The sequence below is a fragment of the Amycolatopsis sp. NPDC003676 genome, from assembly GCF_053587275.1.
Map to the genome: position 1 here is coordinate 65,667 of NZ_JBSFNS010000029.1, position 24,178 is coordinate 89,844.

General features: G+C 69.4%; 21 protein-coding genes and 2 pseudogenes. 17 read left to right on the plus strand and 6 right to left on the minus strand.

Annotated elements, in window-relative coordinates; all coding sequences use genetic code 11:
- The first annotated feature begins 152 nt into the window (after positions 1-152).
- Positions 153-1,547: an OFA family MFS transporter gene (locus ACWDNU_RS19360; RefSeq protein ID WP_449669881.1), complete on the plus strand. Its 1,395-nt coding sequence runs from the start codon at positions 153-155 to the stop codon at positions 1,545-1,547.
- 67 nt (positions 1,548-1,614) lie between these two features.
- Here ACWDNU_RS19360 and ACWDNU_RS19365 read toward each other — a convergent pair whose 3' ends face one another.
- Positions 1,615-2,349 carry a GntR family transcriptional regulator gene (locus ACWDNU_RS19365; protein ID WP_370936893.1) on the minus strand — a complete coding sequence of 245 codons (735 nt, stop codon included), beginning with the start codon at positions 2,347-2,349 and terminating at the stop codon, positions 1,615-1,617.
- A 438-nt stretch (positions 2,350-2,787) separates the two neighbouring features.
- Here ACWDNU_RS19365 and ACWDNU_RS19370 point away from each other — a divergent pair, with 438 nt between their 5' ends.
- The 7 genes from ACWDNU_RS19370 (at position 2,788) to gcl (ending at position 11,519) form a co-directional block, all read left to right on the plus strand.
- Positions 2,788-3,795 carry a pyridoxamine 5'-phosphate oxidase family protein gene (locus ACWDNU_RS19370; RefSeq protein ID WP_449669882.1) on the plus strand — a complete coding sequence of 336 codons (1,008 nt, stop codon included), beginning with the start codon at positions 2,788-2,790 and terminating at the stop codon, positions 3,793-3,795.
- Positions 3,796-4,065: 270 nt separating this feature from the next.
- Positions 4,066-5,253: a cupin domain-containing protein gene (locus tag ACWDNU_RS19375; protein WP_449669883.1), complete on the plus strand. Its 1,188-nt coding sequence runs from the start codon at positions 4,066-4,068 to the stop codon at positions 5,251-5,253.
- A gap of 102 nt (positions 5,254-5,355) precedes the next feature.
- Positions 5,356-6,303, plus strand: coding sequence for a sucrase ferredoxin (locus tag ACWDNU_RS19380; protein WP_449669884.1), 948 nt, complete (start codon positions 5,356-5,358; stop codon positions 6,301-6,303).
- Positions 6,304-6,866: 563 nt separating this feature from the next.
- On the plus strand, positions 6,867-7,853 hold the full coding sequence (locus tag ACWDNU_RS19385) for a 2-dehydropantoate 2-reductase (protein WP_449669885.1): 987 nt from the start codon (positions 6,867-6,869) through the stop codon (positions 7,851-7,853).
- Positions 7,854-8,107: 254 nt separating this feature from the next.
- Complete coding sequence (locus tag ACWDNU_RS19390; RefSeq protein ID WP_449669886.1) at positions 8,108-8,932, plus strand: hydroxypyruvate isomerase family protein; 825 nt, start codon at positions 8,108-8,110, stop codon at positions 8,930-8,932.
- Entirely contained in the window at positions 8,932-9,822 is an 891-nt protein-coding gene (locus ACWDNU_RS19395) for a 2-hydroxy-3-oxopropionate reductase (RefSeq protein ID WP_449669887.1), read from the plus strand. The genes ACWDNU_RS19390 and ACWDNU_RS19395 overlap by 1 nt, the downstream gene beginning before the upstream one ends.
- 2 nt (positions 9,823-9,824) lie before the next feature.
- Positions 9,825-11,519, plus strand: coding sequence for a glyoxylate carboligase (gcl, locus tag ACWDNU_RS19400; protein WP_449669888.1), 1,695 nt, complete (start codon positions 9,825-9,827; stop codon positions 11,517-11,519).
- 46 nt (positions 11,520-11,565) lie between these two features.
- On the opposite strand, the gene ACWDNU_RS19405 is transcribed toward gcl, so the two are convergent.
- On the minus strand, positions 11,566-12,372 hold the full coding sequence (locus ACWDNU_RS19405; RefSeq protein ID WP_449669889.1) for a helix-turn-helix transcriptional regulator: 807 nt from the start codon (positions 12,370-12,372) through the stop codon (positions 11,566-11,568).
- Between the two features lie 44 nt (positions 12,373-12,416).
- On the opposite strand from ACWDNU_RS19405, the gene cmtR reads away from it, so the two are divergent.
- The 3 genes from cmtR (at position 12,417) to ACWDNU_RS19420 (ending at position 14,447) form a co-directional block, all read left to right on the plus strand.
- Positions 12,417-12,749: a Cd(II)/Pb(II)-sensing metalloregulatory transcriptional regulator CmtR gene (gene cmtR, locus ACWDNU_RS19410; protein ID WP_370936902.1), complete on the plus strand. Its 333-nt coding sequence runs from the start codon at positions 12,417-12,419 to the stop codon at positions 12,747-12,749.
- Positions 12,746-13,423, plus strand: coding sequence for a cation transporter (locus tag ACWDNU_RS19415; protein ID WP_449669890.1), 678 nt, complete (start codon positions 12,746-12,748; stop codon positions 13,421-13,423). The genes cmtR and ACWDNU_RS19415 overlap by 4 nt, the downstream gene beginning before the upstream one ends.
- 283 nt (positions 13,424-13,706) lie before the next feature.
- The gene (locus ACWDNU_RS19420) at positions 13,707-14,447 is read left to right on the plus strand and encodes an SDR family oxidoreductase (protein WP_449669891.1); all 741 of its coding nucleotides are present in this window, start codon (positions 13,707-13,709) and stop codon (positions 14,445-14,447) included.
- 313 nt (positions 14,448-14,760) lie between these two features.
- On the opposite strand, the gene ACWDNU_RS19425 is transcribed toward ACWDNU_RS19420, so the two are convergent.
- Positions 14,761-15,396, minus strand: a complete 636-nt coding sequence (locus ACWDNU_RS19425) for a hypothetical protein (RefSeq protein ID WP_370936905.1) — start codon at positions 15,394-15,396, stop codon at positions 14,761-14,763.
- 266 nt (positions 15,397-15,662) lie between these two features.
- Between ACWDNU_RS19425 and ACWDNU_RS19430 the strand changes: the two genes are divergently transcribed.
- The gene (locus tag ACWDNU_RS19430; protein WP_449669892.1) at positions 15,663-16,274 is read left to right on the plus strand and encodes an RNA polymerase sigma factor; all 612 of its coding nucleotides are present in this window, start codon (positions 15,663-15,665) and stop codon (positions 16,272-16,274) included.
- Positions 16,275-16,472: 198 nt separating this feature from the next.
- Positions 16,473-17,132 carry a hypothetical protein gene (locus tag ACWDNU_RS19435; RefSeq protein ID WP_449669893.1) on the plus strand — a complete coding sequence of 220 codons (660 nt, stop codon included), beginning with the start codon at positions 16,473-16,475 and terminating at the stop codon, positions 17,130-17,132.
- Between the two features lie 269 nt (positions 17,133-17,401).
- Here the strand turns inward: ACWDNU_RS19435 and ACWDNU_RS19440 are convergent, their stop codons facing one another.
- The gene (locus tag ACWDNU_RS19440) at positions 17,402-17,860 is read right to left on the minus strand and encodes a single-stranded DNA-binding protein (RefSeq protein ID WP_370936908.1); all 459 of its coding nucleotides are present in this window, start codon (positions 17,858-17,860) and stop codon (positions 17,402-17,404) included.
- Positions 17,861-18,283: 423 nt separating this feature from the next.
- Here ACWDNU_RS19440 and ACWDNU_RS19445 point away from each other — a divergent pair, with 423 nt between their 5' ends.
- Complete coding sequence (locus tag ACWDNU_RS19445; protein ID WP_449669894.1) at positions 18,284-20,575, plus strand: glycoside hydrolase family 15 protein; 2,292 nt, start codon at positions 18,284-18,286, stop codon at positions 20,573-20,575.
- Between the two features lie 22 nt (positions 20,576-20,597).
- Here ACWDNU_RS19445 and ACWDNU_RS19450 read toward each other — a convergent pair.
- Positions 20,598-21,419 (minus strand): annotated as a pseudogene (locus ACWDNU_RS19450) (DMT family transporter); the annotation flags it as partial.
- A 36-nt stretch (positions 21,420-21,455) separates the two neighbouring features.
- Here ACWDNU_RS19450 and ACWDNU_RS19455 point away from each other — a divergent pair.
- Positions 21,456-22,016, plus strand: coding sequence for a TetR/AcrR family transcriptional regulator (locus ACWDNU_RS19455; RefSeq protein ID WP_449669895.1), 561 nt, complete (start codon positions 21,456-21,458; stop codon positions 22,014-22,016).
- A gap of 4 nt (positions 22,017-22,020) precedes the next feature.
- On the opposite strand, the gene ACWDNU_RS19460 is transcribed toward ACWDNU_RS19455, so the two are convergent.
- Positions 22,021-22,584 carry a CGNR zinc finger domain-containing protein gene (locus ACWDNU_RS19460; protein ID WP_449669896.1) on the minus strand — a complete coding sequence of 188 codons (564 nt, stop codon included), beginning with the start codon at positions 22,582-22,584 and terminating at the stop codon, positions 22,021-22,023.
- A gap of 103 nt (positions 22,585-22,687) precedes the next feature.
- Between ACWDNU_RS19460 and ACWDNU_RS19465 the strand changes: the two genes are divergently transcribed.
- Positions 22,688-23,599: a pyridoxamine 5'-phosphate oxidase family protein gene (locus ACWDNU_RS19465; protein ID WP_449669897.1), complete on the plus strand. Its 912-nt coding sequence runs from the start codon at positions 22,688-22,690 to the stop codon at positions 23,597-23,599.
- Between the two features lie 12 nt (positions 23,600-23,611).
- Positions 23,612-24,052 (plus strand): annotated as a pseudogene (locus tag ACWDNU_RS19470) (nuclear transport factor 2 family protein); the annotation flags it as partial.
- Positions 24,053-24,178: the final 126 nt, after the last annotated feature.

Consider the following 24,178-nt stretch of genomic DNA (forward strand, 5'->3'; position numbering starts at 1 on the left):
GAGGGAGGCGTACGTTGCCCGACACCTAACCGCTGGTCAGCGGAGTGCGGCGAGGAAGGGACGCCGGGACGCGGGGCGCGTCCCGGCTCGGGGGAAGAACGGAGACAGCCCGGCACGGGAACCGAAGTCAACGGTGACGAAAGAGAATTCTCATGACCGCAGCCCAACCGACATACCAGGAGATCGTCGACGAAAACGGGCGGACGTACCGGATCGGGGAGAGCCCCCGGGACCTGATGGGACGGTCCCGCAGCTGGATGGTCTGGCTGCCGTGGGTGGCCATGATGGCGGTGAGCGTGTTCGAATACGGCTGGGGAGCCGTCGAAGGAACGCTCGAAGAGAAATACGGCTGGTCCTTGTCGGACGCGTTCTGGCTGGCCAGCATCTGGGCCGTGTTCCAGGCCGGGGTCGCGTTCCCGGCCGGGCGGCTGCGGGAGAAGAACATCGTGTCAGCGAAGACGGCGATGCTGGCCGGGGCGGTCTGTTCCGGGATCGGCTACTTCTCCATCGCGCACAGCGGAAATCTGGTGGTGGCGTTCGTCGGGTATTCGGTGCTGGGCGGAATCGGCGCCGGACTGGTGTACGCGACGTGCATCAACATGGTCGGTAAATGGTATCCGGAGAAACGCGGCGCTCGGACCGGTTTCGTGAACGGCGGATTCGCGTACGGTTCGGTGCCGTTCATTTACCTGTTCAGTGCTTTCCTCGGGCATGAGAACGTGACGATCACGCTCGACGCGATCGGCCTGTACATGCTCGTGGTGGTCGGGCTGTGCGGTTTCCTGTTCAAGGATCCGCCGAAGAACTGGTGGCCGGCCGAGGTCGACCCGATCGCCTGGCTGAAGGGCAGTGCGGCGGGCAAGGCGAAAAGCCTGGCCAAGAACCCGCCCGCGGTGCGCCAGTTCACGCCGATGGAGGCGATTCGCAGCGGGATGCTTCCGCTGATGTGGGTCACCCTCGTGGTGATCGGCGGGGTATCGCTGTTCGGGATCAATTTCCAGGTCGATTTCGCCAAGGAAAGCCAGTTCGGCGCTTTTGTGGCCGCTTCCTCGGCGGGTGTCCTGGCGATTGTGAACGGGGTCGGCCGGGGAATCGTCGGCTGGGCGTCCGACCGGATCGGCCGCAAGGCGACGTTGTTCTGGGTGCTGGTGATCGCGGCGTTCGCGCAATTCGGCGTGCTGTGGTCGGGCAAGACGCACAGCTTGTTCTGGTTCATGGTGTTCGCGGTGCTGACCGGGTTCGGCAGCGGCGCGTTCTATCCGCTGTTCGCCGCGCTGGTACCGGACTACTTCGGCGAGAACCACAACGCGACCAACTACGGCATCGTCTACAGCGCGAAACTGGTCGGCGGGGTCGGAGGCGGCGGCTTGGCGGCCGGGGTGATCGCGGCGTGGGGCTACACCGGTGCGTATGTGCTGGCCGGGTCCATCGCGTTGCTGTCCGCCGTGATGACGCTGTTCCTGCGCCAGCCCGGGCGTTCCGGGCGCGGCTCGGCGGAAAAGGCGGGCAAGCAGATCGCCCGCACCGCTCCGGCGGCCGGCAACTGAATTTCCCCGCGGGTCCGGGAGCGACGGGACGGCTGGCATCCGCCCCGTCGCTCCCGGACCGCTGTGCTCACTCCGCCGCGTCCGGCCGTTCGTGGAACGCCTGGCGCGTGCGTTCGGTGTGCTGCGCCATGATTTTCTCCGCCTTGTCGACGTTGTGCGCCGCGATCGCCTCGATCAGCGCGGCGTGCTCCTGCCACGCGTCGCGCCCGCGCGGCCGGGCGATCGGCGTGTAGTACCAGCGAACCCGGCGGTCGACCAAACCGATCAGCTCGGACAGGACGGCGTTGCCGGTCAGTTCGGTGATGTAGGAATGCAGGTCCGCGTTCGCCGCGACAAGGCGCTCGCTGTCGTCCGCGGCCAGGGCTTTCATGCCGACGTCCTGCAATTGCCACAGGCGCTTGATGTCCTCGTCGGTCGCGCAGGCCGCGGCCAGCCGGGCGGAATGGGTTTCCAGGACCGCCCGGACGCCGAGCAGCTGGTCGGCCTCCTCGTCGGTGGGCAGGTGCACGAACGCGCCCTGCGCCGGCCGGAGGTCGACCCAGCCTTCGCTCTGCAGCCGTTGCAGCGCCTCGCGGACCGGCTGGCGGCTGACGCCCAGGTATTCGGCCAGATCGGCCTCGACCAGGTGCTGGCCGGGTTCGAGCGTGCGGTTGATGATCAGCTCGGCGAGCGCGTCGTACACGACCTGCCGCAACGGCGCGGGCCGCTCCACCCGGTTGCCGCTCTTGCCGGCGAGCGACCCCTTCGCTGTCCGGCGGCCGGTGGGCCCGCGTTCGGGCAGGGGGGAAACGGACTCGGTCACGGTGCACCTCGGGTGGTGGGATCTGCGGCGGGATTCGAGGAACTCGGTTTTCAGGATACAGGTTTTGGTATGCAAAATCCCGGGATTCTGGATCGGGTGTGCGATGTTCCGCCGGATGGGGATCGACGGCGTTGGCGACGCGGGTGCGGGGCTCGGCGAGGCGGGTTCTGGTGCGGAACGGGCCTGGCGTGGAAGTGCTGCGGCGCGTGACGGACGGCGGGCGGAGGCTGGCGCTGTGGGGAAGTGCTGCGGCGCGTGACCGACGGCGGGCGGAGGCTGGCGCTGGCCGGTGCCGTTCGTGCCTGGGGCCAAACCGGGTTGGGCGGCACGGCACTCGTCCGGCGGCGGGGTCGATCCCGTGCTGCGCGGCCTCGCTAACGTCGGCGGTGAGGAGGACTGCAGCAGCCCACAGTCAAGTTCTTAGGTTAACCTAACTCCATGGGGATCATCCGTGCGGTGCCGGACCTGGAACGCGTCGTGGGCGAACGGCCGCTGCCGGTCATGATGAAGTCGATCGACCACCTCGACCCGCATTGCCGCGTGCTGCTCGCGCACAGCCCCGCCGCAGTGCTCGGCTACGTCGACGTCGGGGGTCGTCAGCGGGCCGAGATGGTCGGCGGAGCGTCCGGGTTCGCGAAGGCCGAGACAGAGTCGCGACTCAAGCTTCCCGTTCCGGCGGACGCCGCACCGGGTACGGGAGCCGCGCTGCTGGTGCTCGTCCCCGGATGGCGCGAAACCTTGCGGATCAATGGCACCGCAGACGAAGACGGGCTCCTCGTCGAGGAAGCGTTCCTGCATTGCGGGAAGGCGGTGATCCGCTCGAACCTGTGGGATCCTGCCGCAGGATCGGACACCGACGCCGTTGAGGAAGGCGAACTCCTCGGGCCCGCAGCGGCTGCTTTCCTTGCCGCCGCGCCGTTCGCGGTGATCACGTCGCGGGACAGCGCCGGGAACGCGGACGCCAGTCCCAAGGGCGATCCTCCCGGAGTGGCCCGGATGATCGGACCGACGACGGTCGTGCTCGCGGATCGGCCGGGCAACCGGCGCACCGATACGTTCCACAATGTCGTCGAACGCCCCGATGTGGCGGTAGTGGCCGTGGTCCCTGGGGACAACCGCACACTGGAGATCACCGGGAAGGCGGTCATCAGCACGGAACCCGCGCTGCGCGAGTCGATGACCGAGCGCAATCGCACCCCGAAAGCGGTGCTGAAAGTGGAAGTAGAGACCGTCCGGCTCGGACAGTGCGCCGCGCTGTGCGAGGCCGGATTGTGGGACGCCGCCCGGCAGGTCGATCCGGCCGACCTGCCGCGCTCGTCCACGATCTGGACCGACCATCTCAAGCTGAACGAGACCGCGGGCGATGCCGCGAAGCTGGTGCGCGCGGGGGTGGACGAGCAGCAGCTGCGAGCCGGTCTAGAGCAGGATTACCGGCAGAATCTGTGACGGGCCAAGGCTGCCGAGGGTGGTCGCGGGGCCGGGGAAGAGCACTCAAATGACCGATGTCCGTCCCGGCGATCTCCCGTAGCGTGAGGCGGGCCCAGTCGTCGACGTTGCGAGGTCCGGATGGCTCAAGAACGCATGACAACCGACACCGACGCGGCCGCCAGCGGCCTGCTGCTGAGCGTGGAACCGCTGACCGCCGCGGTGGACCGCGGCAAGGCCAACGGAGCCGTGGCCGACAACGACGGCAACGACTAGCCGTTGTCCCGCTCCATGACGGAGATTCCCGGACTGGCCGGCCTCGTGGCACCGCTCGAGGCCGGCCAGTTCTTCGCAGAGGTCCTCGGCAGGCAGCCGCGGCGGTTCCCGGGGGAGAAGGGGCGGTTCGCGTCGCTGCTCCCGTGGCCGGAGCTGGACCGGGTGCTGCGCCAGCACCGGCTGGAATTCCCCCGGCTGCGGCTCGCGCTCGACGGCGACGTCGTCCCCGCCCACACCTACACCGAAATGGTCTCGACCCGGCGCAACGGCCAGGTCCCGCGCGTGCTCTCGGCCCCGTTCGCGGAACGCCTGCGCGCCGGCGCGACGCTCGTGCTCGATTCGGTCAACGAACTGGTCGACGAGGTCGGCGAGCTGGCGGGCAGGCTCGAACACGACTTGCGCGAGCGGATCCAGGTCAACCTGTACGCGGGCTGGGGCACCACGCACGGCTTCGACGTGCACTGGGACGACCACGACGCCTTCATCATCCAGCTCTCCGGCCGCAAGCGGTGGCGGCTGCACGGGGTGACCCGGCCTTCGCCGCTGCAGCGGGACGTCGAGCTGCCGGAACGTCCGGAGGGCGAGCCGCACGACGACTTCCTCCTGGAGGACGGCGACGTCCTTTACCTGCCGCGCGGGCATTGGCACGACGTGTCCGCCGTCGGCGAGGAGTCGCTGCATCTGACGATCGGGTTCAACGCCGCCACCGGCGTGGACCTCGTGGCGTGGCTGGCCGATCAGCTGCGCTCCGACGAGCTGTTCCGCGCGGACCTGCCCCGGTTCGCCGGTCCGGACGCGCGGGCGGAGCGCGCCGAAGCGCTGCGTCTCCGGCTGGCGGAGCTGACCGCGGGCGACGTGGTCGACCGGTTCCTCGCCGACCGCGACGCCCAGGCTCCGGCGCAGACCCGCGTCGGCCTGCCATGGGCGGCGACGGCGGAACTGCTGCCGCCGGACGACGATTTCGAGGTCCGGCTGCTCGTCCCGCGCGCCGCGCTGGCGGACGGCGACGGCACGGTGGCCCTGGTCGGGGCTGGGAAGCGGCTGGTTTTCGCCGAAGCTGCGCGGCCGGTGCTCGCCGCGTTGCTCGGGTGTGGGCCGCAGCCGTTCAAGGTGCTTGTCGATGCTGCGCCGGGTGTGCCTCCGGCGACGGTGCGGGCGCTGTTGGGGGAGCTGGTCGTGCAGGGGCTGGTGGCTCGGGCTTGAGCTAGGGGCTGAGCCAGCCCCAGTACTGCCCGATCGTGTGATGTCGCGCGCCGCGGACGGTCGCCTCGGAGAGGCAGGACGAGCCGTCAGCTATACTTAGGCATGCCTAAGCCCGACGTGCGGCACTCGGGGCCGGGAATCTGCTTCCCGGGCCGGAATGCTGCGCCCGGATGCGCCGCGTTGACTCGCGAGCTCGGCGGCGAGCCCGCCGGGACCGCCGCGCGCATGACGTCCTGGCTGCTGGTCGAGCAGCCGGGCTCGTGGGGTCCGGACGCGCTCGAAGACGTCCTGGCCGCGATGTTTCCCGCCGAGCGCCTCGAAGCCGCGCGCGCCGCAGGCCTGCGGCCGCTGCTGATCCGGAAGCCAGGGCGGCACGCGCGGGAGCCAGGCGCTCCGCGTGCGGTTTACGTCGCCAGCGGGCAGCCCGGGAATCGCTGGACGGAGCGACTCGACGTCGCCGACCTCGACGAACTCGCCCACCTTGACCTCGAAGCCGTCGCCGCCGGACGGCGCGGGCACGGCGAGCCGGTGTCCGGTCCGCTCTTTCTCGTCTGCACCCACGGCAGCAAGGACATGTGCTGCGCGGTGTTCGGCCGTCCGCTGGTCGCGAGCCTCGCGCAGAACCATCCCGGGCGGGTGTGGGAGGTCAGCCACGTCGGCGGGGACCGCTGGGCGGGCAACCTCCTGACCGTGCCCGACGGCTACCTCCACGGCAGCCTCGCGGTGCCCGAAGCCGAACTGGTGGCGAAGGAAGCGCTGAGCGGCAACGTCCGGTTCGAGAACTTGCGGGGCCGCACCTCCGCGGAGAGCGCGTGGTCGCAGTTCGCCGAGATCGAGATCCGCGGCCGGACTGGCCTGCGCGGTCTCGACGCGGTGCTGGCGGTGGCGGAGGAATCCCGGGGCGAGGACCGGAGCGTGCTGGTCGACGCGGGCGGGCGGCGGTACGAGGTGGTGGTGCGCCGCCGGACGTCGACGGCCTCCGGGCACAGCCGGTGCACCGCGCGGCTGGTGTTGTCCGGGTTCGTGGCGGAGTCGGTGCGCGAGGTCTGACCCTCGCTGGCCGGAACGTTAAGGGCGACAGTTTCCCTTGAGCCGCAAGCAGATTGACCGGCCGCACGACGACTTTGCGCACGGCCGTTCCGCGAACCTCGAGCTGGCTGGCGTAACGCCCTGACCGCACCGTACCGCCGGTCTGGTCGCGGGAATCCTGCGGCACCGGACGGCCGGGCATCGCTGCGGCACTCGGCATCACTGCGGTGCGTCGCTGTGTCACGGCGACACCCCGCGCGACCGCGGCACCCCGCGGCACCCCGCGGCATCCACGGCACCCGCAGCACCCACGGCACCCACGGCACCCCGCGTGACCGCGGCATCCATGGCGCGCCCCGCGTGACCGCGGCACCTACGGCACTCCGCGGCAGCCCCGCCGCACCCACGTCACCACAGCATCTCCGCGTCACCACAGCATCCCCGCATCACTGTCGCGCCTCGCTGTGCCACCGCGGCCGCCCCGCGTCATCGCTGCTTCCGATAACCAAAGCCTGGCCCGGCAGGCATTAGACGGGATACTGTATGCAATCTAACGTCGGCGGGATCCGGACCGGGAGGCAACCATGCGGGTGGCGGTTCTGGGCGCGGGAGCGATCGGCGCGTACGTCGGCGCGGCTCTCCATCGCGGCGGCACCGAAGTCCACCTCGTCGCGCGCGGGGTGCATCTCGCGGCGATGGCGGCGGACGGCGTGCGGGTCCTGAGCCCTCGCGGTGACTTCACGGCGCGTCCGCACGTCACGTCCGACCCTCGCGACATCGGGCCTGTCGACTACGTTTTCCTTGGCCTCAAAGCACATTCCTACCCGGACTGCGGCGATCTTCTGGAGCCGCTGCTCCACGAGCACACCGCGCTCGTCGCGGCGCAGAACGGCATTCCGTGGTGGTACTTCCACGGGCTGACCGGCCATCCGCTGGCGGGTCATCGCGTCGAGGCGGTCGATCCCGGCGGGGCGACCAGTCGTGTGCTCGCAGTCGAGCGGGCGATCGGCTGTGTTGTCTACTGCTCGACCGTCATCGAGGAGCCGGGCGTCATCCGGCACCTGGAGGGTACGCGGTTTTCGCTCGGCGAACCGTCCGGCGAAATCTCCGTCCGCTGCCGGAATCTCGCCGACGCGATGGTCGCGGGCGGGCTCAAGGCCCCGGTCGAACCGAGGCTGCGCGACGACATCTGGGTCAAGCTGATGGGCAACGTCGCGTTCAATCCGCTGTCCGCGCTCACCCGGGCGACCATGGCGCAGATGTGCGAGCACGACGGAATCCGCACGCTCGTCGCCGAGATGATGGCCGAAACCCTCGCGATCGCCCGGGCCGCGGGCGCGGATCCGCGGGTCTCGGTGGAGAAGCGGATCGACGGAGCGTGGCGCGTCGGGCACCACAAGACGTCCATGCTGCAGGACCTGGAAGCGGGCAAACCGCTGGAGATCGACGCGATCATCGGCGCGGTTGTGGAACTCGCGGACCTGACTGGCGTCGAGGCTCCCGCGTTGCGGCACGTCCACGCGGCGATCGGGCTGCTCAATCACACCAGCACGGCGATTCCGTTCTGCTGAAACGAAAACCGCACGACTGTCTACATTGGAATAAGTTCTCATCACTGTGGACGGTCGGGTTCGGAATCCCCTCTCTGTCGCCCGTGCGCGTCACAGCCGAACGACGCCCCGGTGGATCTTGCCGTCCCCGCACGCCCGGGAAACCTGCCGCTGCCCGTTGACCGAAGCCTCCGCGTCCAGCTATTCTCGAACTACGGAAGAAAACTTCCACAAAGCGAAATTAGCTGATCGAGATGTGAGGAGCCGAGGTACTCATGACCGGTCCCGCCGGGGAGCGGCACTCGCTGCCCTACACCGCCAACCTGTCGATCCTGTTCACCGAACTCCCGCTGCTCGAGCGCGCGCAGGCCGCTCGGGCAGCGGGCTTCACCAAGGTGGAGTACTGGTGGCCGTTCGACAGCGCCGACCCGTCCGGGGCCGACGTCGACCGGTTCGCGCGGTCGATCGAGGCGGCGGGCGTCCAGCTGACCGGGCTGAACTTCTACGCGGGCGACATGGCCGCGGGCGAGCGCGGGCTCGTGTCGTGGGTCGGCCGCGAAGCGGAGTTCGCGACGAGCCTGACGGTCGCGCTCGGGCTCGCCGAACGGCTCGGCTGCCGCAGCTTCAACGCGCTGTACGGCAACCGGATCGACGGGGTCGCACCGTCCGAACAGGACGATCTGGCCCGCACGCACCTCGCGACCGCGGCGAAGGCGGCCGAGGGCATCGGCGCGCAGCTGGTGCTCGAACCGCTGTCCGGCACCCCGGCGTACCCGCTGAAGACCGCGGCCGACGCGGTCGCGGTGCTCGACGAGCTGGGCCTGGACAACGTCCGGCTGCTCGCGGACCTCTACCACCTGGCGGTCAACGGCGACGACCTCGACACCGTGATCGCCCGCTACACCCCGCGCACCGGGCACGTGCAGATCGCCGACGCGCCGGGCCGGCACCAGCCGGGCACGGGGGAGCTGGATCTCGAAGGACATCTGGAAAAGCTGCAGGCGGCGGGCTACGCCGGACCGGTGGGCATCGAGTACAAACCGGACGGTTCCACTGTGGACTCGCTGGCCTGGCTGCCGTACGAGCGAAGGGGAAACTGATGAGCAGGATCGGGTTCATCGGACTGGGCGTGATGGGCACGCCGATGGCCGCGCACCTGGCCGCCGCCGGACACGAGGTGAGCGGGTTCGACCTCAACGCCGACGCGCTGGCCAAGCTGGAAGCGGCGGGCGGCCGCGCGGCGCAGGACGTCGCCGACGCGGTGTCCGGGGCCGAGGTCGTGATCACCATGCTGCCGAACCACCCGCAGGTCGAGCAGGTCGTGCTCGCCCCCGGCGGCGTGCTCGACACGATCGCGCCCGGCACGCTGCTGGCCGACATGAGCACCATCCGGCCGGAGACGTCGATCGAGGTCGCGAAAGCCGGTGCGGCCAAAGGGATCCGGGTGCTGGACGCGCCGGTGTCCGGTGGTCAGGCCGGAGCCGAACAGGCGACACTGTCCATTATGGTCGGTGGCGACGAGGCCGATTTCGCCACGGCGAAGCCGGTGTTCGACGCGCTCGGCAAGACCGTGGCGCACGTCGGCCCGCATGGCGCCGGTCAGGTCGTGAAGGCGGCCAACCAGCTGGTGGTGGGCGGGATCTACGGGCTGGTCGCGGAGGCGATCGTGCTGCTCGAAGCGTCCGGAGTGGACGCGGGCACCGGGCTCGACGTGCTGGCGGGCGGTCTCGCCGGCAGCCGGATCCTGGAACTGAAACGGAAGTCGATGGTCGCGCGGCAGTTCGAGCCGGGCTTCCGGATCGAGCTGCACCACAAGGACATGGGCATCGCGCTCGCCGCGGCGCGGCAGTCCGACGTGGCGCTCCCGCTGACCGGCCTGGTCGCGCAGCTGGTCGCGGCCGGACGGGCGATGGGCTACGGCTCGCTGGACCACTCCGCGCTGCTGAAGGTCGTCGAAGAACTGTCCGGCCGCTCGTCCGAGGAGGTTTGACCATGGCCCGAGTCCCCGCTATGCAGGCAGTCGTCGACGTGCTGGTCGACGAAGGGATCGACGTCGCCTTCGGCTGCCCGGGCGCGGCGATCCTGCCGCTGTACGACGCGATGCAGGGCCGCGGCATCGACCATCTCGTGGTCCGCCACGAAGAAGGCGCGACGCACATGGCCGACGGCTGGGCGCGCACGACCGGCAACGTCGGCGTCGCGATCGGCACGTCCGGTCCGGCGGGCACCAACATGATCACCGGCCTCTACACCGCGCACGCGGACTCCGTCCCGATCCTGTGCATCACCGGGCAGGCCGCGACGACGAAGCTGCACCAGGAAGCGTTCCAGGCGGTCGACATCGTCGAGATCGCGCGGCCGGTCACGAAATGGGCGGTCCAGGTGAAGGAGGCCGCGCAGCTGCCGTGGATCTTCCGCGAGGCGTTCCGGATCGCCAGGTCCGGGCGGCCCGGCCCGGTCCTCATCGACCTCCCGATCGACGTGCAGAAGCAGATGATCGAGTGGGATTCGTCGATCGATTCGGCGCTGCCGGTCAGCACGGTCAAGCCGTCGCCGGCGCGCGTCGAGCGGGCGCTGGACATGCTGCTCGCCGCCGAACGTCCGCTGATCCTGGCCGGCGGCGGCGTCGTGCTCGGCGAGGCGAGCGACCCGTTGCGGCAGTTGGCCGAGCGGCTCGGCGTCCCGGTCGGCGTCACGCTGATGGGCAAGGGCAGCTTCCCCGAGGACCACGAGCTGTTCGCCGGCATGGCGGGCATCCAGACGTCGCAGCGCTGGGCGAACGCGGCGTTCCTGGAGTCCGATCTGGTCCTGGCGCTGGGCGCGCGGTTCGGCGACCGGCACACCGGCGAGCTGTCGGTGTACCGCGGCGACCGGAAGTTCATCCACGTCGACATCGAGCCCACGCAGCTGGGCAAGGTGTTCGGCCCGGACCTCGGCGTCGTTTCGCACACGCGCGAGTTCCTGGAAGCGTTGCTGGCGGCGCTCGACGCGCGGACCGCTCCGACGCGGGATCGCGCGTGGGTGAAGCGGCTCGGCGACCTCAAGGCCGAGCTGCCGCGCAAGGAAGACTTCGACTGCACGCCGATCAAGGCGCCGCGGGTGTTCAAGGAGCTCAACGAGTTCTACGGACCGGAGACGTACTTCGTCACCGCGATCGGGCTGTACCAGATCTGGTCCGGGCAGTTCCAGCGCGCGCACCTGCCGCGGCACTACCAGGTGTGCGGCCAGGCCGGCCCGCTCGGCTGGGAGATCCCGGCCGCGATCGGCGTCAAGAAGGCCCGGCCGGACGCGGAGGTCGTCGGCGTGGTCGGCGACTACTCGTTCCAGTTCCTGGTGGAGGAACTGGCGGTCGCCGCGCAGTACGACGTCGGGTTCGTGCTCGTCATGCTCAACAACGAGTACCTGGGCCTGATCCGCCAGTCCGAGCTGCCGTACGAGATGAACTACCAGGTCGACATCCACTATGACGACCACGGCACGGACAACGTGAAGATCATGGAGGCCTACGGCTGCTCCGGCACGCGCGTCGAAGACCCGGGCGAGATCCGGTCTTCGCTCGAATGGGCGCGCAAGGAGGCCGAACGCACCCGGCGGCCGGTGCTGGTCGAGATCATGATCGAACGCGAGGGCAACGCCGCGATGGGTGCCGCACTGGACGCGGTGCGCGAGTTCGAAGCGGCCGACTGACGGGAATCGGGCCGGGGCGGTGCGTGCTCCGGCCCGGTTTCCGTTGTCATCGCGCGGGAATCAGGTCTGCCAGGGAAGCGAGTGCCTCGGCGTCGCGGCTGCCGGGGGTCGCGTGGAAGATCACCAGTTGCAGGGTTGCCGGGCCGGGGATGTCCAGCTTGTCGCTGTGCAGGTCGAGGTCTCCGACCGCTGGGTGGCGGAAGCGGACTAGGTGGCCGGTCCTTGGTTTGACGTCGTGCTGGGCCCAGAGAGCGCGGAATTCTTCACTGCTGGCGGTCAGATCGGCGATGAGTTCGGCGGCGGCCGGGTCGGCGATATTCGGGCCGAGGGTGGCGCGCAGACCGGCGACGCCGTCGGCTGCCGTCTGGTCCCAGTCGCGGCGGAGGTCTCGCTCGGCCGGGTCGAGGAAGACCGCGCGAAGCAGGTTCCGGCCGATCGCGTAGTTCGGCGAAACCGCTGCGGCGATCTCGTTTGCGGCGAGGACGTTGGTGAGGCGGTCCTGGACGTACGCCGGGTTTGTCGGCCAGGTCGAGATCAGTTCGACGATGCTTGCGGGCACGTGCGGCTCGGCCTGGCCTGGTTGCGTTGGCGCGGCGAGCTGGTGCAGGTGGTGGCGGGAGGGTTCGTCCAGACCGAGGGCCCGGGCCAGCGCGTCGAGCACCTGGGCGGACGGGTTCTGGTCGCGTCCCTGTTCCAGGCGGATGTAGTAGTCGCTGCTGATTCCCGCCAGGAGCGCGAGTTCTTCGCGGCGCAGCCCTCGGACACGACGCCGTCCGCTGTCCGGCAGCCCGACGTCGGCAGGGGAGATCCGCTCGCGTCGGGCGCGGAGGAAGTCGCCGAGGAGGTTGTCCACCTCGCCAGTGTATTTGATTCAGTCAGTGCTGTACTGTTGCGGCTGTGCTGACCTCCGAGACTCGCGAACTGGCGCTCGCCCGGCTCGGCCGGGCATTGGCGGATCCGACGCGCTGCCGGATTCTCGTGGCGCTGCTGGACGGGGTCGTGTACCCGGCGCAGTTGGCTTCACAGCTGGAGTTGAGCCGGTCGAACGTCTCGAATCATCTTGCGTGCCTTCGCGGGTGCGGGCTGGTGATCGCGACGTACGAGGGTCGGCAGGTCCGGTACGCGATCGCCGATCCGCATCTCGCGCGCGCGTTGGCGGAGCTGACGCAGGTGGTTTTGGCTGTCGCGCCGACGGATGCGTGCGACGAGGAATCGCGGGTCGTGCGATGAGCGAGAATTGTCCGGACTGTCGCCCGGCGGCACCGGGCGGCTTGTCGCTCGCCAGTTGCGGCCCGCGTCCAGCGGTGGATGCCGAGAGGCGCGCCGTCCTGCGTCGGCGAGTTAGGTGGCTGGTCGCCGGGACGATCACGTACAACGTGGTCGAGGCGATCGTCGCGGTATCGGCCGGGACGATCGCGTCCTCGTCGGCGCTGGTGGCGTTCGGGCTCGACTCGGTGGCCGAGGTGCTGTCCGCGGTGGCGGTGGCGTGGCAGTTCGCGAGCGCGGATCCGGAACGCCGGGAACGGGTCGCGCTGCGGGTGATCGCGGCGTCGTTCTTCCTGCTGGCGGCCTATGTCACGGCCGACTCGGTGCGATCGCTCTTCGGCGGCGGCGAGACCTCGCATTCGACCGCGGGGATTGTGCTTGCCGCCGTGTCCTTGGTTGTCATGCCAGTGCTTTCGGGCGCGCAACGCCGGGCTGGGCGGGAACTCGGCTCCGCGAGCGCGGTCGCCGATTCGAAGCAAACGCTCCTCTGCACTTACCTTTCCGGCGTGCTGCTGGTCGGGTTGCTGGTGAATGCGCTGTTCGGCTGGTACTGGGCGGATCCGGTCGCGGCGTTGGTGATCGCGGCGGTCGCGGTCCGCGAAGGACTCGAGGCCTGGCGAGGCGAGCACTGCTGCTGATCGCGGGTCAGGTGGCGCTGGACGGCGCGCAAGGTCATGGCGAAGGCGATGAATACGCCGATCAGCGTCAGTGCGGCAGCTAGGTCGCTCACCTGCGGGCCTTTCTCGGGTGGTCGTTCGGGTCGGTTGAGCATGACCTGGCGCGGGGCCGAATTTCGGCGGTGCTCACGCTTCCTTGACTGCGCTCCAGCCGATGTTGATGCCGCTCGTGCCCCCTGGCTTATGCGGACACGTGTCCGGTAAGCTTTCCGGACACGTGTCCATTTATGTGTCAGGGGTGGGAATGCCAGTACTGGCTGGGAAAGTCGTCGCCATCACCGGGGCGAGCAGCGGAATCGGCGAGGCGACCGCCCGGCTGCTCGCCGAACGGGGTGCGGCGGTGGTCCTGGGCGCGCGCCGGGAGGATCGGCTTGAGGCGCTGGCGAAGGAAATCCGCGACGGAGGCGGTCGCGCGATCGCGTGCGTCACCGATGTGACTCGGCGCGCGGACTCGGATCGGCTCGTGCAGCGGGCGGTCGAGGAATTCGGCCGGCTCGACGTGCTGGTGAGCAACGCCGGGATCGCCAAACTGGGACCGGTGGCGGACGTCGACGTCGAGGGCTGGTCGGCGATGATCGACGTGAACGTGCGCGGGGTGCTGCACGGGATCGCGGCCGCACTGCCGGTTTTCCGGCGGCAGGGCCGCGGTCATCTGGTGACGACGGTGTCGACGGCCGGGTTGAAGATCGTTCCCTCGCAGGCGGTTTACGCGGGAACGAAGAACGCGGTGCGGACGATTCTGGAGGCGCTTCGGCAGGAGTCCACGGACGGAGTTCTCCGGACGACGTCGGTGTCGCCGGGGTTCGTCCGGACGGAGCTGGCGGATTCGATCGACGACCCGGGGGAGCGGGAGGCGATCTGGCGGCGGGTCGAGGAGTTCGCGCTGGACCCGGCGGCGGTGGCGCGGGCGATCGGGTTCGCGATCGAGCAGCCGGACGACGTGGAGATCGGCGACATCACCATCCGGCCCGCGGTGCAGAACTAGCGGGCGGTGCGCGGTGCGCGGTGCGCGGTGGCTGGTGCGCGGTGCCCCGGTGCCCCGGTGCCCCGGTGGCTAGTGGCTGGTGCGCGGTGCCCGGCGCTGTCGATCAACCGCAGCAAAACGGCCGTTGACTGCGGTCATGGGGTCATGGGAGTCATGTCGGTCGGTGGCGGCCGCAGCGGTCAGGAGCGCGGCGGGCCTGCCGGATCCGGCGGACCCGGCAGGTCAGGAGACAGCTGGGTGCTGTTCCTGGCCTGCCGGGCACCCCAACCTCGGCGGATCGGCCGCTTGGTCGGGGCCGAGGCGGCGGGCGGGGTCAGAGGCAGGGCGGCTGGTAGCCGTCGATGAGGAGTTCGCGGAAGTCGAGGCTGTTGGGGGTCTTGCCGACGAAAACCAACCCGCGCGCCTCGGTCAGCGCGGAGGCGAAGGAGTACTGCGGCTGGCCCAGTTCGGGAAGCCACGTCCACGCGTCGGGGTCGAAGGGGAAGAACTTGCGGACCAGTTGGCCGCCGGTCGAGGGGATGCGGGTGAGCCACTTGTCGCCGCCGCTCCAGTGGGAGGCGGGGCGCAGCTGGACGTAGAAGTCGTCGTCGGCGCTGTAGGTCAGCCAGAACCCGGTGGAATGGCTGAGGTCGGCCTGGGCGTCGAACTGGTTGCCCAGCCAGACCACGGCGACGTGCCATTCGTTGTTCTGGAAGACGATTTTCGCCGCGTAGCCGTCGCCTTCGGGGACGAGAAGGCTTCCGGTGGGCGGGACGGTCGTGCCCTCGCCGCTGGCCAGCCACTTCTGCAGCCGGTTGATCGACGGGGTGCTGCATTCGTCTTGCACGCTCACGCCGGGATGTCCGGCGGGAGCGGCCTGCGCGGCTGGCGCGGATAGCGGAGCCAGCAGCAGTACGGAAATCGCGGCGAGGACTGGGATTCCGGCCTTGGTCCGGCGAGGTGCGGGCATGAATCGGAAGCTACCAGCGGGATTTCCGGCCGGTCAGGGCCGATAGTCGGCTTTCGGGCAATGGTATGGACCTTTGTGCGAAAGGACCAGACCACCTGGGAAGGTGCGGCAGGCCGATGCCGGGATGCGCGCGGCGGCGGTCGGGCTGCCGAAGCCGCGGCTTCTGCCTGGCGAACCTGTCCTGGTGAATTGGGCGGTCGGGGTCTTGGGCTTCGTGTCGCGCGGCCGGGGATGAACACTTCCGGCGGCTCCGGCCAATATCCGGTGTGACTAGGGCGGAGCGGTACGCCGCGGCGGGCGCGGCGGACGGTGACGATCGACCGGACTCGTGCGGGCACGACCTTCAGCCGGTCTTCCAGCGCTTGTTCGACCGGCATGCCCTGGACGTGCGCCGGTATCTGGCCAGCCGCGCCGGGCCGACGGTGGCCGACGACCTGGTCAGTGACACGTTCCTGATCGCGTTGCAGCGCCGGGCCAGCTACGACCCGGCACGGGCCAGCGCCCGCGCCTGGCTGTTCGGCATCGCCACCAACCTGCTGCGCCAGCATGCCAGGGCCGAAATCCGGTACCTGCGGATGACCGCCCACCAGCACGGGCCACCGGTCGCCCACGGTCACGCGGATCGGGTGGCCGACCAGGTCGACGCCCAGGCCCGGGTCCGGGAACTGGCCGCCGCGCTGGCCGAGCGCGCGCCGGGGGACCGGGACGTGCTGCTGCTGACCAGCTGGGGAGAGCTGGACGCCACTGAAATCGCCGCCGTACTCGACATTCCCGCGGGCGCGGTCCGTTCCCGGCTGCACCGGGTCAGGCGGCTGCTCCGCGCCCAAGCCGCGCCCAAGACCCCGCACAGTCCGGAAGGAGAGCGCATCGATGACTGAGAACAACGTCCGTCGCTTGTGGACGAACGACGAGCTGGACCAGGCACTGAACTCGCTGCGCGCCGAGGCGCTCACCAGCCGCCGGTCCCTGGCCGCAGCCAACAACGCGCTGGTGAACGCAGTGCGGTCCATCGAAGGGAAGAGCACTCCGGCGCCGGAAACGACCCCGCCTACCGAGGTCAAGCGAAAGCTGGCGTCGTGCACTGGGCGGCGCTGGTGGATCGCCGCGGCAGCGGTGATCGTCATCGGCGCCGCTGTGGCGATCGCCGGAGCCGACCGGGGCGGCCCCTCGGCCCGGACGCCGCCGGGCACGGCAGCAGCGCGGGCTACACCTCCGAACTGGACCGGGGCACCACTTCGGCCTATCTGGACGGTCAGCCGCTCGGCGTCCAGAACTCGCCGGGCCGCGGGGTTTTCCAGGCCCCGGCGCGGTTCGGCACGTACCGGATCACCACGGAGGTGACCCGGGGCAAGCCATGGTGGCCGACCTCGACGAAGTTCAGCGGCGAGTGGACGGTCGCGCCGACGTTGTCCGCGGACGGCCCGCTGGGCATGCTCGCGATCGGATTCGCTCTGCCCGCGGACCTGCGCAACATCGTGCCGGGAGGCAAGGAGATCACCTTCCCGGTGACGGTGACCCGGCAGGATTCGCCGCCGAAGGTCGCCGAGCTGACGGTGGAGATCTCCTACGACGACGGCGCCACCTGGCAACCGGTGGAGCTGACGCAGGACGGTCCGCAGTGGACGGCCAAGGTCCGCAATCCGGCGAGCGGGTTCGCGTCGTTGCGGGCGAAGGCCGCGGATGACAAGGGCAACGCGGTGAGTCAGACGATCACCCGTGCTTATCAGATTGGGTGAGTGGTGTGGGGGTTGAAGGCCGCGGATGACAAGGGCAACGCGGTGAGTCAGACGATCACCCGCGCCTACCAGATCGGCTGAGCGGTGTGGGGGTTTGCCTCGGCGGGCGAACCCCCGCACGCGGCCGCCGATCGGTGGCGGGGTGGCCGTCCGAGGTGCGCGGGCGCTTTCGGTTGTGGGAAGCGTGTCTGAGGCAGCGTGTCCTTCGGTTCGACGTCTTGGTCGGTCGGATGGGCGGCTGGGGATTAGCTGGCCGCCGCGAGGGCGAATCAGAATGGCGGCTCACCACCCGCACCGATTCCGGCGGGGGCCGGCGAGGCGCCCCAGGCTTCCCCGCTTAGCCCGCTGGTGTCGCCGCTGTTCCGGCTGACCTTGGTGACCCTGGCAGTGGCATACCGCAGCGACGGGCCGATCTCGTCCACCTGCAGTTCGACTACGGTGCGTTTCTCCCCCTCTTTGGTCTCGAATGAGCGCTGGACCAGACGTCCGGTGACCAGGACTCTCGCGCCTCGGGAGAGACTCTCGGCGGCGTTTTCCGCTGCCTGCCGCCAGATGCTGCACCTGAGGAACAACGCCTCGCCGTCTTTCCACTCGCCCGACTGGCGATCGAGCGTGCGGGGCGTGGACGCGACGGTGAAGTTCGCGACTGCGGCTCCGGACGGGGTGAAGCGCAGCTCCGGGTCTGAGGTCAGGTTCCCGACTACTGTGATGACGGTTTCTCCGGCCATAGTCAAACTCCTCGGTCTTGGTGCCGCCGAGTCGGCGGCGAATGTGGTGATCGAGTGGGCTCGATCGGTTTCCGTTTGTCGAGAGATGTGTGTGTGTGTGTGTTCAGTTGTGTGGAATGAGGCTTGTCGCGGGATCGCTCACGTCGCGCACGGTTGGTGCATGTGCTGCCGTCGAGGAGCGAAGGCAAGTTCCGGCTCGGCGGTCAGGTTTCCGATGCCGGTGCGGACGGTTTCTCCGGCCATGGCGACGCTCCTCTGCTCGGTACGGGCCCGGGGCGGGCGCCGCTCGGGAATCAGCAGACCATCCGGGTACGACAGTTTCCGGGGCTTCCCGGTCACTCCATCGGGTGGGACTTCCTTCGCGGCGACGGCGGAGCGGTTCCCACCGTTCGGCTGTTGTTCTAGCGAAGGGCGGCGGGCAGCATGGGCGGCATGGTCGGTGGGAAGTGGGGACGGGCGGCGGCAGTGGTCGCGGTCGTGGGGATTTCGGTGGTGGGACAGGGGATAGCGCCTGCCGAGGTGGGTGCGAAGCCTGGTCAGGCGGAAGGCGGAGCGGGAGGAAGCGGGCAAGGACTGGCGGGAGGCACGCCGGGAGATTGCTGCGGCGGCCCGGCATCCTGGACAACTGGGGACAAATCCGCCCTCGGGACGGCGGCGGGGACGGCGAGCCCGGTGTGGTTCACCGTCGCGAAGGGCGTTGCGTCGGAGGTGTTCTATCCGCGCGCGGACGTCGCCAACATGCAGGACATGCAGTACGTCGTCACTGACGGGAAGTCCTTTGTGGACTTGGAGCGCGACGCGACCGAGCACGTCGTTTCGATGCCGGACGAGAAGGCGCTCGAGTACACGATCACGAACACCGCCAAGAACGGGCGTTACCGCATCACTACGACGTACGTCACCGACTCTGGACGGCCGACTCTTCTTACCCGGACGCGGTTTCAGTCGCTCGACGGCGGTCAGTATCAGGTTTACCTGCTGGCGAATCCGTCGATGGCGGGCGGCGCGGCGAATGACATTGCGGCATGGGACGGGACTGGGCTCACGGCGAGCGGCACGGAGGATCTGTTCGGGGCCAAGACAACGGTGGCGTCGGCGTTGCGGGTCTCGACGGGGTTCGTCGCGCATGACAACGGATATTCGGGCGCCGCGAGCGATTGCCTGGTAGACTTGCGGGCACATCAACGTCTCACGAATCAATTCGATTCCACCAATTCTGGCAATATAGTCCACTGTGGACAGATCCCGGTCGGGCAGGACTCGACGTTCTCGGTCGCGCTCGGGTACGGGAGCGACGCACCGGGAGCGGCGGCGGCCGCGGACGGGTCGCTGGCGAGCGGGTTCGACACTCTAGAGCAGGCGTATCGGCGCGGATGGGAGGGGTATGTCGGGAGCGTGAAGGCGGCGCCGGGCAGTGTGGCGGGCGACGAGCGGCAGCGGCGGGCGTATTACGTCGCGCTGATGGCGTTGCACGCGGCGGAGGACAAAACGCATCGCGGCGCGAGTGTCGCGGGGCTGGCCACGCCGTGGGGCGACGTCGTCAACGGTGACGCGCTCAACGACGGCTACCACCGCGTGTGGGGCCGGGATCTGTACCAGCAGGCGACCGGGCTGCTCGCGGCGGGCGACGCGGCCCAGGCCAAGCGGATGGCGCAGTTCCTGTGGTCCTCGCAGTGGATTTCCGCGCCCACGCAGGGCGACGGGACGACGTACCCGGCCGGTGCGTTTCCCCGGTACAGCCCGGTGAGCGGGGTTCCGGGTGCGACGCCGCAGCAGCTCGGCTGTTGCGAGCAGCTCGACCAGGATTCCGACGCGATCATCCTCGCCTGGATGACTGGGCTCACGGACGCGGCGACGTATGCGCGGGTCAAGGTGACGGCGGAGCACATCCGGACGAGCGGGCCCGCGACGACCGAGCGGTGGGAGGAGCAGTACGGGCGGTCGCCGTCGTCGATCGCGGCGGAGGTCGCCGGGCTGGTCACGGCCGGGGCGATCGCGCGGGCGAACGGCGATACCGCGGCGGCGCAGCAGTGGGAGTCCACTGCGGACTCGTGGCGGGCGCAGCTCGACGGCTGGACGCGGACGACCTCCGGGTACTGGGGCGGCCACACGTATTACGAGCGGCTGGACAAGGGCACCGACCCGAACGACAACGGCCAGATCTGCTTCGACGAAGGGTGTTTCTACGAGCACGACGTCGTCGACTTCGGGTTCCTCGACCTGGTCCGGCTCGGGCTCCGCGCGCCAGCCGACCCGGCGGTCGCGGAGTCGGTGGCTCCGACGGCGGCGGCCCGCGACGGCAACGCGCCGATGCAGGTGACGACTCCGAGCGGCGACATCTACTTCCACCGCTACCCGCACGACAACTACGGCGAGAGCACCACGGCCTGCACCGGCTGGCCGGCGAACGGGCCGCAGCGGTTCGGGCGGCTCTGGCCGGTGCTGTCCGGCGAGCGCGGCGAGTACGAGCTGGCCAACGGGCGCCCGGCGGCGGTGTACCTGAAGTCGATGGCGGACGCGGCGAACGACGGCTACTTCATTCCCGAGCAGGTGTGGGATCGCGCCGACGTCGCGTGCTTCGGGCTGGGCCGTCCGACCGGGAGCGCGGCGCCGTTGATGTGGGCGGAAGGCCAGTACCTCCGGCTCGCGCAGAACATGGACGCGGGGAAGAACCTCGAGACTCCGGAGGTGGTCCGGCAGCGCTACGGCGGCTGACTCGCCCGTTCGCGACGACGGCCGCGACCAAGGCCAGCCCGAGGCCTGCTCCGGTCAGCACGGTGAACGGCTCGCCGAACAACAGCGTGCCCCACACCGAGGTGACCGGTGCGATCAGGAACATCAGGCTGTTCACCGCGGTCATGCCGATCCGTCCGACGAGCAGCCAATACAACCCGTATCCGCCGAAGGTCGCCAGCACTACCAGCCAGGTCAGGGCGAACCAGAAGTGCCCGGACGCGGGCGGCACCGCACTCCCGGTCGCGAGCGCGAGGGCGGTGAACACCACCGCCGAGGTGGCGCAATGGATGGCCAGCGCGCGCAACGGGGGAGCGGGGACGCGAGCCCGGCGTTCGAGCACGGTGGAGGCGACCAGTCCGAGCATTCCGGCGAACGGGATCAGATACGCCCAGGCCGGGGCGTGCGACGCGGCGTCCGACCAGCTCACCAGGACGACGCCGACGAGACCCAGCGCGAGTCCGAGCCATTGCCGACCGGTCGCCGCGACACCGAGCAGCGGACCGGCGAGCGCGGCGGCGACCAGCGGTTGCACGCCGTCGATGAGTGCCGTCGTGCCGGTGCTGACGCCTTCGCTGATCGCCCAGTAAACGGTGAGCAGGTAGCCCGACTGGGACAGCAGGCCGATCAGGACGTGCCTGCCCAGTTCGCCAACGGGCCGCAGCCGCAGGAACGGCGCCAGCAGCAGCGCGAGCGGCAGGAACCGCCACATCAGCACGGTCGGCACGGACGCGTCCGCCGCGCCGAGTTTCGCGCCGATGAACCCCGACGACCAGCACACCACGAACAGGACGGCCGCTCCGACTATACTGATCGGTTTACCCATGGCACTGGACTATACAGATCGGTATACACTGGGGCCATGACGATCGAATGGACCCCGAAGGCGCAAGCGGTGCTGGCGGCCGCGTCGGAGTTGTTTTACGAGCGCGGAATCCATGCGGTCGGCGTCGACGTCATCGCGGCGAAGGCGGGAGTCACGAAGAAGACGCTCTACGACCGGTTTGGCTCCAAGGACCGGCTGGTCGTGGAGTATTTGTCCGCCCGCGACGCGCGCTGGCGGGGGTTTCTGGGCGAGTGGCTGGGGAAGGCCGGAGCGGATCCGCGGGACCGGTTGACGGCGGCGTTTGACGCGTCCGCGGCGTGGGCGAAGAAGTACGGCGGCAAGGGCTGCAGCATGATCAACGCGCACGCGGAGATCAGCGATCCCGCACATCCGGCATACGCGGTGGTGACCGAGAGCAAAAAGTGGATGCTCGGCGTTTTCGTCGAATTGGCCGAATCGGCGGGCGTTTCGGATCCGCGCCAGACGGGCGAACAGATCATGTTGCTGCACGAGGGCGCGGTCGTGATGGCGGGCATGCGGGTCGCGAAGGACGTCTTCAAGCGCGCGGCGGAAACGGCGGTGGTGCTGCTGGGCTGAACTGTCAGCGCGTCGACCGGACCTTCTCGTAATGCCGTGCGGCGCGCGCTCGGTTGCCGCAGGCGACTGAGCACCATTCGCGGCGCGGATGCGTCTTCATGAAGTAGAGCACGCAACCCGGCGCATAGCAGGCGCGCAGCTTTGCCGCTTCCGGACCGCCCAAAAGCGCGATCGATTCTCGCGCTACCCGGGCTAATCCAGTGACAACAGGCGAAGTGCCGCGCGAGGAACTCTCCTGCAATTGCCCGGCCACGAAAGTCAGCTGGGGGACAGGCAGATGGGTCACTAGGTCGTTCAAGTCGCCAAGGGCGGTATCCAACTCAAGGCTCGCGGGTTGTCGATCGTCGGCGGTGACTTGGGCGGCGAGACGGCGGACGGCGTCGCGAAGCCGCCGCGCCAGTGTCAGTTCCGCTGCGGACGATGGCCGGGACCCGTGTTCGATGCCGGCGTCGTCGAGCCACGCGTCGAGGTCTTCGCGGGTGCGCAGGTCGTCGTGGAGCCCGCTCGTGTCGGCCCAGACGGTCGCCATCAGACGGACCGGCACGACCTCGTCCGGCAGCATGCCCATGGCCGAAACCGTATCACGGATGGAACGGGTTGCATCCGTGAGAAGCGACTGCTAGAACTTCTCACGGAACATCATCGTGCGACCCGTGAGAAAAGGAGGTGGCATGAACCAGGCGATCCAGCAGGCCTTCCACGCCGGCGAGTTGGCGGTCCAGCGCGAGGCCGGAGTCGAACGCCAGGCCGCGCGCCTGTCCCGGATGGCCGAGCCCGCCGGGATTTCCGCGGGAATGGCGGGATTCCTGGCCGAACGAACGCTCCTCGTCGTGACTGGACGCGACGTCGGCGGGCAGCTCTGGACGTCGCCGATCGTCGGCCCGCCCGGGTTTCTCGAAACCAGATCGGCGACGACGCTCGCGATCCACCGCGCGCTCCCGGAAGGCGATCCGCTGCACGGGCTCCCGGCCGGGCAGAAGCTCGGGATGACGAGCATCGAGTTCGCCACGCGCCGCCGGGTCCGGATCAACGGCAATCTCTCAACAGCTGCCGAAGACCACCTGATCGTGGACATCGAGCAGGCGTACGGCAACTGCCCGCAATACATCCAGCAGCGTGTGCTGTCCGAAGAAATCGAGCCGACGGCGCCCGTGCAAACGCGCGCAGAGCTGAGTCCTGGCGACGCCGAACTGATCCAAGAAGCCGACACGTTCTTCCTCGGCACCATCAATCCGGGCGACGGCGCGGACGCGTCCCATCGCGGCGGCGCGCCCGGGTTCGTCCGCGTCGAGGGAAACACTCTGTGCTGGCCCGATTATCCCGGCAACAACCTGTTCAACAGCCTCGGCAACATCGCCGCGAACCCGGAAGCTGCACTGCTTTTCTTCGACTTCGGCACCGGCAGCGTCCTGCAAGTCTCCGGCACCGCCGCGATCGAATGGGGAGAAGCGGGCCGTTCCGGCGACGACGGCTACACCGGCCGGATCGTCCGGCTCGAAGTGGAGCGCATCGTCTCCGGACGGCCGGCACCGCGTCAGGTCGCGCACACGCCGTACCCACGCAATCCTCAGCTCATCAACTGAAAGGACCCTGTCATGACCGAATCGCGGCCTCCGTTCCCGCCGTTCGACCTGTCCGCCGCGTTGAAGAAGGTCCAGGCCGCGGAGGACGCGTGGAACACTCGGGATCCCGAGAAGGTTTCGCTCGCGTACACGCCGGATTCCGTGTGGCGCAACCGCGACACCCACGTGGTGGGTCGCGCCGCGATCGTCGAGTTCCTCACCGCGAAGTGGGAGCGCGAACAGGATTACGCGCTGCGCAAAGGACTTTGGGGATTCCGCGAGAACCGCATCGCCGTCCGGTTCCAGTACGAGAGCCGCGACGCGGACGGGCAATGGTGGCGCAGTTACGGCAACGAACTGTGGGAGTTCGCGGAGAACGGCCTGATGAGCCGGCGTGAGGCATCGATCAACGACCGGCGTATCGACGAATCCGAGCGGCGCATCTTCGGGCCGCGGCCGGAGTCGGAGCCGGGGCGCGGCTGCAGGACGTCTACGAACGGCTGTACCGCGGCTGCGCGACTCGGCCGTCGGCGTCCGTCCGGGCGACCGCCGCGCAGGTGCGGATCTGCGGGACGGCGGCCGCGGCGGCCTCGACGTCGC

Bases quoted from the DNA above. Each gene is read 5' to 3' on its own strand.
- ACWDNU_RS19360 (WP_449669881.1), top strand. From the start codon at position 153: ATGACCGCAGCCCAACCGACATACCAGGAGATCGTCGACGAAAACGGG.
- ACWDNU_RS19370 (WP_449669882.1), top strand. From the start codon at position 2,788: ATGGGGATCATCCGTGCGGTGCCGGACCTGGAACGCGTCGTGGGCGAA.
- ACWDNU_RS19375 (WP_449669883.1), top strand. From the start codon at position 4,066: ATGACGGAGATTCCCGGACTGGCCGGCCTCGTGGCACCGCTCGAGGCC.
- ACWDNU_RS19380 (WP_449669884.1), top strand. From the start codon at position 5,356: ATGCCTAAGCCCGACGTGCGGCACTCGGGGCCGGGAATCTGCTTCCCG.
- ACWDNU_RS19385 (WP_449669885.1), top strand. From the start codon at position 6,867: ATGCGGGTGGCGGTTCTGGGCGCGGGAGCGATCGGCGCGTACGTCGGC.
- ACWDNU_RS19390 (WP_449669886.1), top strand. From the start codon at position 8,108: ATGACCGGTCCCGCCGGGGAGCGGCACTCGCTGCCCTACACCGCCAAC.
- ACWDNU_RS19395 (WP_449669887.1), top strand. From the start codon at position 8,932: ATGAGCAGGATCGGGTTCATCGGACTGGGCGTGATGGGCACGCCGATG.
- gcl (WP_449669888.1), top strand. From the start codon at position 9,825: ATGGCCCGAGTCCCCGCTATGCAGGCAGTCGTCGACGTGCTGGTCGAC.
- ACWDNU_RS19415 (WP_449669890.1), top strand. From the start codon at position 12,746: ATGAGCGAGAATTGTCCGGACTGTCGCCCGGCGGCACCGGGCGGCTTG.
- ACWDNU_RS19420 (WP_449669891.1), top strand. From the start codon at position 13,707: ATGCCAGTACTGGCTGGGAAAGTCGTCGCCATCACCGGGGCGAGCAGC.
- ACWDNU_RS19425 (WP_370936905.1), bottom strand. From the start codon at position 15,396: ATGCCCGCACCTCGCCGGACCAAGGCCGGAATCCCAGTCCTCGCCGCG.
- ACWDNU_RS19440 (WP_370936908.1), bottom strand. From the start codon at position 17,860: ATGGCCGGAGAAACCGTCATCACAGTAGTCGGGAACCTGACCTCAGAC.
- ACWDNU_RS19445 (WP_449669894.1), top strand. From the start codon at position 18,284: ATGGGCGGCATGGTCGGTGGGAAGTGGGGACGGGCGGCGGCAGTGGTC.
- ACWDNU_RS19455 (WP_449669895.1), top strand. From the start codon at position 21,456: ATGACGATCGAATGGACCCCGAAGGCGCAAGCGGTGCTGGCGGCCGCG.
- ACWDNU_RS19460 (WP_449669896.1), bottom strand. From the start codon at position 22,584: ATGGGCATGCTGCCGGACGAGGTCGTGCCGGTCCGTCTGATGGCGACC.
- ACWDNU_RS19465 (WP_449669897.1), top strand. From the start codon at position 22,688: ATGAACCAGGCGATCCAGCAGGCCTTCCACGCCGGCGAGTTGGCGGTC.